At 37.7% G+C, this 10,641-nt stretch carries 9 protein-coding genes; 7 read left to right on the top strand and 2 right to left on the bottom strand.

What is annotated here, in order from left to right; translation table 11 throughout:
• Positions 1-1,466: 1,466 nt before the first annotated feature.
• Positions 1,467-2,027, top strand: coding sequence for a CBO0543 family protein (locus H1S01_RS18965; RefSeq protein WP_243237442.1), 561 nt, complete (start codon positions 1,467-1,469; stop codon positions 2,025-2,027).
• Between the two features lie 480 nt (positions 2,028-2,507).
• Here H1S01_RS18965 and H1S01_RS18960 read toward each other — a convergent pair whose 3' ends face one another.
• Positions 2,508-2,828: a spore coat protein gene (locus tag H1S01_RS18960; RefSeq protein WP_188041965.1), complete on the bottom strand. Its 321-nt coding sequence runs from the start codon at positions 2,826-2,828 to the stop codon at positions 2,508-2,510.
• A 1-nt stretch (position 2,829) separates the two neighbouring features.
• On the bottom strand, positions 2,830-3,051 hold the full coding sequence (locus H1S01_RS18955; protein WP_188041964.1) for a hypothetical protein: 222 nt from the start codon (positions 3,049-3,051) through the stop codon (positions 2,830-2,832).
• A 444-nt stretch (positions 3,052-3,495) separates the two neighbouring features.
• On the opposite strand from H1S01_RS18955, the gene H1S01_RS18950 reads away from it, so the two are divergent.
• The 6 genes from H1S01_RS18950 to H1S01_RS18925 form a co-directional block, all read left to right on the top strand.
• Complete coding sequence (locus H1S01_RS18950) at positions 3,496-3,798, top strand: STAS domain-containing protein (RefSeq protein WP_188041963.1); 303 nt, start codon at positions 3,496-3,498, stop codon at positions 3,796-3,798.
• Positions 3,799-3,889: 91 nt separating this feature from the next.
• Complete coding sequence (locus H1S01_RS18945) at positions 3,890-4,099, top strand: hypothetical protein (protein ID WP_188041962.1); 210 nt, start codon at positions 3,890-3,892, stop codon at positions 4,097-4,099.
• A 604-nt stretch (positions 4,100-4,703) separates the two neighbouring features.
• Complete coding sequence (locus H1S01_RS18940; protein ID WP_188041961.1) at positions 4,704-6,086, top strand: hypothetical protein; 1,383 nt, start codon at positions 4,704-4,706, stop codon at positions 6,084-6,086.
• A 2-nt stretch (positions 6,087-6,088) separates the two neighbouring features.
• Positions 6,089-8,137, top strand: a complete 2,049-nt coding sequence (locus H1S01_RS18935) for an McrB family protein (RefSeq protein ID WP_188041960.1) — start codon at positions 6,089-6,091, stop codon at positions 8,135-8,137.
• 49 nt (positions 8,138-8,186) lie between these two features.
• Positions 8,187-10,028: a hypothetical protein gene (locus H1S01_RS18930; RefSeq protein ID WP_188041959.1), complete on the top strand. Its 1,842-nt coding sequence runs from the start codon at positions 8,187-8,189 to the stop codon at positions 10,026-10,028.
• Between the two features lie 114 nt (positions 10,029-10,142).
• A partial coding sequence (locus tag H1S01_RS18925; RefSeq protein ID WP_188041958.1) for a DNA-methyltransferase occupies positions 10,143-10,641 on the top strand: 499 nt, incomplete at its 3' end.

Below are 10,641 nucleotides of genomic sequence, written 5' to 3'. Positions count from 1 at the left end.
CGGTGCGCTTGACTAATAACAAGGTGGATAGTAAAAATAAGCGCAACGGAATACATTCAATTTTGTTGACTCGGTATCACTACCGGGTCGTTTATTTTTAATCACAACCATTATTCCAACTAGGTTTTGATGAAAAACGGGTTATTTAATGAGCAACACGATGATTTCGATTTTCGACGCTTATAACCCAGAGCGATTGAGGTTAATCACCGTTTAATGTTACTTGAAATACGTTAAATTGAATTCCCCCCTAAACAATCTATTTTTTGTTTTACCTCGTAAGTTTCTTGCGGGGTATTTTTTTATCCTTTACTCGGAATCCTAAGCTCGTTGCGTTGACTAAATAATCAACCAACCGGATGTTTACTCAACGCAATAAGGCTACCTCCTGGCTTAGCGACCCGGAAACTGTTTTCAGGGACCGGGTTTGCTTTATCCTAGGAGCACAATCACTCGTCTGTACTAAACTCCTAAATTACCCGCGTTATCGGGTAGGCAGTCTGAATGGGCATCCTAATCCCGGAGGTGGACGGTAGTGCCCAATAATTACGAGCTTACTTCTGTACCCGGTGGGACAGTAGAAGCAGAAAATAATATTAGTAAACAGCTCACCGAAGTCGCAATGAGATTCCCTGGGTTAGAGTCGAGTGAGGGTGAGAGCATAGATCTTAAATAGGTGAGTTCAAGCAGTTCGGCCAACGGCCGGGCTTTTACTTTTTCAGGCAGCTAATGTGGACGCTGACCCAAATTGTTGTTCTACCCAAAAAAATCACCCAAAATCCCCTTCATCCCACCACACTCGTTGTAATGGCCCACGTCCAGGTTAACCCCAGTTATGGTATGAATGCTATGGTTGGATGGTTTGAGAGGCGTAGGGGGAAACGTGGAGGGTCGGTATTGTTGGCTTGAGGAAATAATTGGATAAATAAGCCGTGTTCTTGTATCAACCAGCTTAATTTTCGAATAGGATAACAATTACGATGCTAATCTACCCACGATAACCATCATCTCGTACTTTGGAGGGTCAGTGGTGGTGGGTACTTTTTAACAAACATGAAGGGTTACAATAATCGATGAAGCGTACTGGGTGGGATGGTTCATTAATTCCTGGGAGTGGTTTCATTGTCTAATTTATTTAAGATAAAGAAAAAACCGAAGGTTTCACTTAAACCGACTTCAGGCGATTGCCCCAGATGTGGCAGTCATATTTATCGCGTCGAGGAGCTTTTTGATGTAAGTCTATGGTGTAAAAACTGTTGTTGGAGACAACGAGATTATAGTTTCAAAGAGACTTCTCTGAACTGATTTATGAGTGAATTGCTCCTTGCCATCATCACATTCTAATTAAATTAGAATATTATAATATTGTCATTTCATCCCTAAGTCCCATACCGAATCATCCCGCCCCGCTTTTGTGGGGTATTTTTTTATCCCTCATCCGGGCTAGTGGGGAGGGGCGGCGGTTATTGTTAGTTCTGAAAATAGTGTCAAATGAGGTACTTGGGGGCATAATAAAAGTAATTCTTATATTGGGAGGCAAAGTTATGCCATTAGACAGATTAATCGAGATAACTTCAATAATCGTAACAGTCGGTCTCGTAGTCTGGTTGGTTCCAAAGAACAAGATAAAAGACGCTACTGTAATTTTTTTATTTAAGCAGACGTTAACATGGATTTTAGGCCTTATAGTTGTTGAATGGAATCTTATCGAATATCCCACTCGTTTTTTAGCTAATGCAACAAAATCCAGTTTGACTTTTGAATACTTAGTATATCCCGGTATATGCGTCTTGTTCAATTTGTTCTATCCAGAAAAAACCAGCACTCTTAGGCAATTAACTCATTACGTGGTATACACCTCGGGCATATCCGGATTTGAAGCAATACTCGAAAAATATACTAACACCATAATTTATATTCATTGGACATGGTATTGGACTTGGATAACAATATTTCTAACGTTTTTAACGTCTCGTTTCTTCTATCGATGGTTTAGAGGAGATTTCTCTAATACAAAAGTAGCTTAAATAATCGCCTAAAAATAACCTTATCCCACAACACCTGCTGTAACGCCCCCACGTTCAACTCTACCCCTATTCTAATATGAATTATATAGCCTGTAGTTTCTGAAGGCACACAGGGAATTCTGTGGGGCGGGTTTGAAGGTTGGAGGAAATAATTAGGTGAAATAAGAGTCGTCGGTGTTTAATCCTGATTAATTATCATCAAAATAGAAGTATAACCGCCCGCATCACGGTCTACCTTCTTGTTCCTATCGAGGAGACCAGTGAGGAAAGGCGGTTTTTTATTGTGATGACTCGTACGGATTGTTTTTGAAGATACACGAAACAGCGAACCCAGGCCTGCAAATAGGACCGGGCCGCTAAGTAGGGGGGCTCCTCGTTTCGTTGATTAAACATCCGGTTGGTTGGTTATTTGATCAACGCAACGAACTTAGGATGCCAACTAAACTTAAAAGAAATACGCTATACGATCGTTTCCATAAACTAAGAGTTAGATCTGTTTTCCACGACAGACTCAGATTGCTGGTAAGTGTGTACGAGTTGTTCTTCTGGTATCTCATAAGGCTTATACCATTCCCGCTTTACGGCCAATTCCGTTAACATCGTATGCCCCGTTACAGCTTTACTAAGGTTATCAGCAAACAACGCCCTTATCTCCGGTGTAGCGGATTCAAGTGTAGCTGTTAAATAGCCTTGAGCTGCTGCTTTCTTACCCGCTAACAATTGATTTGCTATAGCCTGATCGCCCATTTGAGTAACATTTTGAGCACCTACGCCCATTAATGAATTAAATAGTGATGGCATCTTAGTTTTTCACCTCGGCGACTTCAATAATATTATTCTCATTTATAAACTGTTGAAATGACTTAATGGTTCCTTCGGTTTGGAGAATACCTGCATCGTTAAGTCTTCTTAGCTCGTCGTCTTGGATCATCATCTGTAAAGCCCTCGATTGAACCAAAGCGTTGGTTTCCATTTGAAGCATCTCTCTAAGGGACAAGATTTCACTGTCCGTTAATTTTCTCAAATTCCCTTCCTCCTCGCTGATATCCATACAAGAATATCTTTCCCCTAAAAAGCGTAAGTTAGGTAAGAAGAAATTGGAAGGGAATTCTATTAAATCTACTGAACAGTAATTAGCTGTTTACTGAATAAATTAAAGAAGAGTCGCCCGTTCTAATGGACTATCCATTTTCGCCCTTACACGGAAAGTCCATTAGTGATGGGCGATTTTTTTATTGACAAGAAAAATGGGGGTAACCAATTACTTTTTACCTCCATATATTGGAGCACAACAAATCTTCATAGTTTTTTGAGCTGACCAGAAAGACTGGAGGCTCAGTACAATTGATGTACTGGGTCTCTATGTCTTTTCTGAGCACTTTCAAAGGAGGAAGAATAATGTAATAATCGTTTTGACGAATGGCTAGCACCAATTTCGTATTTAGAACTTATTTTAAGGGGATATATGATGGGCTATAAGATTAAAGTTTTAGAAAATATCATGTATCTCATCCCATCGAAAAAAATGACTCTAACCGAAGCTCAACATTTAGGCAAAGCAGTATTTCCGTTTATAGGTGGCCATATAGAAGAGTTAAAGATTGATATGAGTAATGTAATTTTCATCGATTGTAGAGGATTATCTTTCTTGGTTAATCTTCACAAGAAAATAGCAATAGGTAGAGGGAAAATGGTTATTACTAATGTAAATGGTTTTGTAAAAGAGGTATTTGAAGTAACTAAGCTAGTTAATCTCTTCCAGATACTGTAGATGTGCTTCCGGGACACACTAAACCCAGAGGCGATGCGTCTTCATCCAGGAATGGCTTGAATCTCGACGGCGACAGAGGAACAAGGAAATAGTGGAGTTATTAGGGAACTTCAAACACGATAAGAAAATGAACGAGAAGTTTGCTAATGATCTCGAATATTTTCTTGAGCAAATTGAATCTGCCGGGATAAGAGTTCCTGAAAGCGTTCAAGAACATCTTAAGAAAACACTTGAGGGAGCGAAGGAATCAAGCCGATGGTTTGAAGATCTGATAGAATTTCATAGCAAAAGCCTGCACTAACCTCCACACCGCGATCTCGCCACCACCGGCGAGGTCGCTTTTGTTTAACAAAGTAACAATCAACCAAAGCAAATATTCCGCCACTCCAACTGGAACTCTAATTTATGGAGGTGAGACTATTGTATGAGTGGGTTGAGGACCAAGGCCTAAAGCGTAGGGGTGAGAAAATAATGAGTTTATCAGAGAAACAAGCTCATTATGAAGAATCAGTGAGAGACCTTGAAGCGTTCAAGAGACGCTTAAGATTATCAAGGTTAGGCATAGCAGATAAGGTGGAAAAGACCATTGACAAGAATTTGTCTATTTCTAAATCCTTCGCCCGGGCTTATAAACGAAGCCTCAAAAAACTCAACACGTATTAACCTCCACACAGCGATCTCGCCATTACCGGCGAGGTCGCTTTTTTTGAGTATACATAGCAGATGAGTTTTTCGCGGGATAAGGGAGGCTTTTTGTTAGGCTTGAAGGGCCAGGTAATCGCAAACTCATCTGCTATGTGAGGGATAGCAGACGACTATCATAAAACAATCCCGAAACATGCAGGAAAACAACATATTTTCGTAGAAACAGTAATTATTTAAAAAAATCGGAGGTAAATAAATGAATGAATGAATATGCATTTTTTATTTCAAGATTCCCAGAAGACGGACTAAGGGCTTTTGTAAAACAGTTGCGGATAAAGCACCCTATTGGTCCAATGCCCGTCGATAAAATGCCGTATGCGTTACTTAAAAGCAGTATGAAACAGATATTCGAGGACGGTCTAGCCCAAAAGAAGGGAAAATCACGTATTAATTTTTACGAAAAACTAAATAATATCGGAAAATCCACAATGAATAATTATAAGCTCCCTGAAGCAAAAGGGAAGGAGTTAATAAAAATATGTGTAATGAACTTACATATTCCGGAACCGTATCTTATTGCTTATATATTCGCAAATGATATAGAACTTTACAAAGAACTAATGGAAAAGTGGGTTGATAATCCACCGATTAATAACATTTTTGATGAATATGCTAAAGATATACCTCAAGAGGAGTATATTAAAATTGTTTTTAATCAGACTAAAATACTAAATGCTGATGAGATTAAATCATTAGCTCAAAATATTGTAAATAATGAAGACAAGCCATTCTCCGATAAAATTTTTGATTTTTCTAGTATTCACGACGAACATATAAAAAATCTATCTGAACAACTAATCAATACTGAACCGGACAATCCTTTATTGTATCCGTTTGTTCTATGGATACTCTTTAAAGAATTAGAAAATATTCAACATCAAAAAACTAATTTAGCCACCAAACATAAGAAAGCATCTGAGGAACTTACGAGTTTAACTAGCAAATTATCTAAGTCAAGTACAAAAATCGAACAACTTACACAGAAAAATGAAAATCTAACAAGAGATATACAAAATTTAATTAAAGATATTGATTTAATTAATAAGCATGTTAAAAAGTTAGAATTAAGTAATCAAGAAAAAACAAATATTATATTAGACAAAGGAGAACAAGTAAGTAATCTTAATGAACAGATTAAGCAATTGGATAACGATAATGAAACAATACAAATACAAAATTCTGAACTTAAGTTACAGATTTCGCATATATTAGAGCGTTTTGGCTTTAAACATGTTAATATGGTGGTAGAGAAAATTACCGAACTAAAAAATCAAAATGACGTTTTTCTTGCAATGTTGCCAAATCCTAACGACTACATAATAGTAACGAACTCATATTTCAAAACAATTGTTCCGCCATTAATACCTATTAAGAATATAATTGAGATATCAACATTTACTGAAAAGAATGTGTTTTCTAATTATTCAGGGAAAATTATTTACCTACATAGACAATCGTTCGGAACAACAATTGAATACGAAGATTTTAAGGAAGAAGCCGAATGTTGGTCTAGGGTTGAAGAGATTGTAGCTTTTAGTGAGCAAGAATGGATTAAAGAATTAATTCGTAAAGGGGTAGAATAGTAATGAATCTTTTAACTGTTAACCAGATAGAATCCATTAAGAAAAACTTAATCTTATTTAAGGTACCTGATATGGAAAGTTATATTGTACCAAACAGAAACTTAGCTAATGAACCTGCCCCAATAGCATGGTATAAACATAGAGTAATGGAGAACACAGTAATCTATTTACAAACTCTCTCACCTTTACCTACTCCAATAGATAACGTAAAAATAGACATGCAAGAACCTTTTGTAACTATAGACGATAGAAATTATAAAGGTCTTAATACTATAGGATACGCGGACGTAGATTATAGCGAACGAGTTAACTGGCTAAGGGAAAAATTATCTAACCGACTCATTCTTGCGCATCCACTACTTAATAGAAATAACAATCGGTATGAAGATGAGGATCCTTATTACTATAATTTCGACATAGTGTACATATCGGAAGAGAAACCAGTTGCAACGGCTTATCGTGTTGTTCCAACAGTTGTAAGTACTTTAGATAGAAAACGTTTTGAAGCTCTTTTACAAAAACAAAGCCAAGTGCAATTTAGACATTATAACGGAGTTATGCCTGCTCCGCAATTTTTAATATGCGAAAACGCCCTTTATCATATACCGGCAGATTCAATTCGTCCTCATTTGCAGAACGTAAATAGCTTTTACTGCACATCACCGGATAAAATTACTCGAATGGAAATACCCTATGATTTTACCCGGAGAAGTCAGTGCTCCTACCAAGGGCTGCATTTTATTCCTACAGAATATGGGCATGAGCTAGAATTATTATTTCAAGCCAAAGGAAGACCGTTAAGAGAAGATTTTCAACTTGTCCGAGAATCGGTTGTGGTGCAACCTGAAACGGTAATAGCGACTAAACCAGTTCAAGGAACTCCCTTAGTCGCTAAAGACCAGATTTCCGAGTACGAGTTCTTAACTGCATTAAAGAATAATATGATTACGGCAAATCTCTTTTATAATGAAAATGATTTATATAGTTTTCACACAGCGCTAAAAACAAACTTCCTTACAATATTAGGGGGAATGAGTGGGACTGGAAAAACGAGGCTCGCTATTGAATACGCGAAGACCTTGGGGTTAAAAAGTGGAAAGGATTTGCTCATTATTCCTATAAGTCCTTCCTACACTGAACCAGCGGATGTTTTGGGTTATCTTAACCCTCAAACTGGCTATTTTGTCGAAAGTGAAACGGGGTTAGTTCGTTTTCTATATAATGCAAGTCAAAATCAAAATAAAGTTTACATGGTCATCTTTGATGAAATGAACCTTTCTCAAGTTGAACACTGGTTCAGTCCGTTTATTTCTATCATGGAGATGGACAAAGGGGATAGAAATTTAAGACTGTTTAGTGATAGGCAGTTCTGCTTACAAGAGGAGTATCGAGCTGGTATCTCGATCGGTGATAACGTAATCTTTGTAGGAACTGCTAATCTTGATGAAACGACTAAGGAATTCTCAAATCGACTTTTAGACCGGGCAAACGTAATTCAATTGCATAAGCAATCGTTCCTTAATGCTAGGTTTGCGAAAGAAGAACGTAATGAAGTTAAAAAGTATAACACTATAACAGCCGTTACTTTTAGAAGCTGGATTAGGGAAATCAATAATCCCTTGGTAGCAATGGAACCAGAAGAGTTAGCTTTACTAGATAAATTGCATGAAGAAATGAAAAAGGTTGATACTCAAAATGGTGTCAGCTTTAGAGTTGTTAGGGCTATTGCTAGTTTTATCGAAAATATACCTTTCGATGATAACGAAAATAGGTTAATGGCTCGTTCCGAAGCTTTTGATTTTCAACTTTGTCAACGTGTATTTACAAAGGTAAAAGGCCATCGAGATATGGTTAAGGAAATTTTGGGAACATATAATTCTGTTACCGATAAGGTTGAAGGAGGAGAGTTGTTAAAAGCTATTAATGAGCACTTAAAAGCCTTTTATGGCAATGAAGATGAGAAAATTTATGAGCAAAGGTTATTTAATAAATCTATTGAATTTCTTAAGCAAAAGGCTAAAGAGGTGGCCATAAATGGCTATACAATGTAGTGGTCATACTATTCCTTTATCGATAGTGGTCAAGGTAGGATGGGACCCCATGACTCCACTGACTGTATTTGATCCCGTACCTCTTTTTTCCCAAGGTGAATTTATAATTCGAGAAAATATTCCTTTAACTATTTCATTAATGGCAGACTCCGCTGAAGCTGTTGAAAGTGAAGCATACTTGGAATTAGAGACACAATCAGAGGATGGTTTTGTTAAAATTGCCTTGGGGAATACGGTATCAGTATTTGATTACTTAGGTGAGGACAACAACGAATTCCCCTTTAGGTTGGGCTATACGTTAATGAAACTTTATTATAAAGGTATTACTTACAATACTTCGGTCGAAATTATTCCAATTTACTTAGAGGGAAATCAAGTACAATCGATTCACAATTATCTTGAAAAGAGAATACGAACAATCTGTTACGATTTTATTGAACAAAATCGTTTAGTCGAAAACATAGACGTTGACTCTTTGAAGTGGTATCACGAATATGCCAGATTTCATAAAACACACGAGGCTGAAATAGTCACCCTTTTGTCTCGAGTTCGCACTGAACATCTTGTGAAACTTACCAAGGTGATAGTTTCAAAACCCTATTCCGCAACCATAAATAGTAAAGGGATTCGAATGAAAATAAGAAAGCCTTTTGATATTTATGGTCGTGAACAGTATTTTAATAAAGGAACCGTTTTAACTGTCGATGAAGAACTTGGGCGAAGGTTAAAACATATGCTTTTGCAGTGGCTGTCCCGTATAGATTATGCGCTAAAGAAAATTCACCATGAAGTAACATCTGTACAAAAGGAATGCCATGCAGAGGAAAAAAAGAAAAATCACTTTTTAATTAAAAAAGATGACCTTAGCCGTCGTAAATATGGTGTAGCGAAAGAGTATATCTACCAAATTAATAATATGGTTTGGAAATCTTCTCAACGTTTAGAGAGATTAAACAAACTCAATAAAAATCTTAAAGAATGGGTAAACGCATTAGACGTTGTAAAACACCGTATTCTATTTCTTGTTCTCAACACGGAGTTAAACGAAATCCAATCAATTCCACCAAAGGGAAATTATCGTTTTAACAATCGTGAATTAAAGCAAATTCATCGGATCTTTAAACAGAGTGAAGAATTAACCCAACAGCGTGGCAATAGTACCCGAATGACTCTAATAAGGAAACCTACATGGCAAATCTATGAATATTACGTAGTTGCAACGTTTTTAGACTTACTTAAAGATACTGGTTATGAATTTAAGGTTATTGCGGGTTTAGATGCAAATGTTTTCTCAAATGTGATTGAGCAAGGAATTCCTCAAGGTACAGAGTTGATTTTGGAAAATAATTTACATCAGATTCGCTTGGTTTTTGATGAATCGTTACCTCCCACAGAAAAACTTGCTTGTGAGGTTGGAACATCATGTTGTACATCATCAAAACATAATTGTCCCGATTTGCGAATTGAACTTTATCAATTAGGAGAGCCAAATATCTGTTTAAGCGGAATGGTTATAGATGTAAAACACAAAAAGTTATCGAATATTTGTTCTGAAGATGTTGAAACAGAAAACATGCGTCAATTGGAGGATTACTACAACATTAAGTGTGTTTATCCTGTTAGTAAATATCGACCTAATAAAAGAATCGTTGATAAAGTAATATGTGTTTATTCTGGAACAAATAAAGATCCTTACACACTAAAACTTGGAGATGTTAGTTATATTAGGCTTTTCCCAGAAACTCATCAGGATGGGGAAATAGTTTACGTGGCTGGTCGAGATGAATTACTTCAGGAAATACTCGAATGGTTAGTTCCACATATTGGTGCGATTAATGAAGGTTTAAATAATGAGCCTTTTGCCATTAAACATCCAGGAGAGCCTGCTTAGATTAGTCAATCTGAGTCTTCTTGTACACCACCACCCACAGCCTACCTATTGAATAGACAGGCAGTTCAGCCCATCGTGGTTGGACTGCTTTATTTTTTTCAAGGACGGTGGCCAATGACAGAAAACCTCGGCGAATTAACGCTAGACACCATCCATCACATGGACATTAACGACGGTCTCAAACTGCTCCCTGACAGTTCCATCGACCTCATCATCGCCGACCCACCCTACGGCATCAATTACCGTAGCGGCGGTCGAAAGCGAAAGTTCACCGCAATCCAAAACGACGATATCATCATGGCTGACTGGCTGGCCGATGCTTATCGGGTTCTGAAGGATGGTGGTGCTTTTTACTGCTACACGCGATGGGACGTCTATATCCAGTGGTATACTCGCATCTCACGCGACTTCACCATCAAGAACTGCATTATCTGGCAAAAGAACGGGGGAGGAATGGGTGATCTTCGTGGAGCCTACAGTCCGACCCACGAATTTCTCATCTTCGCCGTGAAGGGACGCCACATATTAAATGGAAAGCGAATTTCCGACGTATGGGCTGTGCCTCGCGATCCGGCAGTGACCTACATCCACCCAACGCAAAAGCCGGTAAAGC

Origin of the sequence: Heliobacterium chlorum, assembly GCF_014502795.1 — a bacterium.
Taxonomy (GTDB): Bacteria; Bacillota; Desulfitobacteriia; order Heliobacteriales; family Heliobacteriaceae; genus Heliobacterium; species Heliobacterium chlorum.
Note: the sequence above shows the minus strand (reverse complement) of the source record. Positions and strands in the feature narration are given on the sequence as shown.

Excerpts from the sequence above, each read along its gene's own strand:
- H1S01_RS18960 (WP_188041965.1), bottom strand. The coding sequence starts at position 2,828 with ATGCCATCACTATTTAATTCATTAATGGGCGTAGGTGCTCAAAATGTT.
- H1S01_RS18950 (WP_188041963.1), top strand. The coding sequence starts at position 3,496 with ATGGGCTATAAGATTAAAGTTTTAGAAAATATCATGTATCTCATCCCA.
- H1S01_RS18930 (WP_188041959.1), top strand. The coding sequence starts at position 8,187 with ATGACTCCACTGACTGTATTTGATCCCGTACCTCTTTTTTCCCAAGGT.
- H1S01_RS18935 (WP_188041960.1), top strand. The coding sequence starts at position 6,089 with ATGAATCTTTTAACTGTTAACCAGATAGAATCCATTAAGAAAAACTTA.
- H1S01_RS18940 (WP_188041961.1), top strand. The coding sequence starts at position 4,704 with ATGAATGAATATGCATTTTTTATTTCAAGATTCCCAGAAGACGGACTA.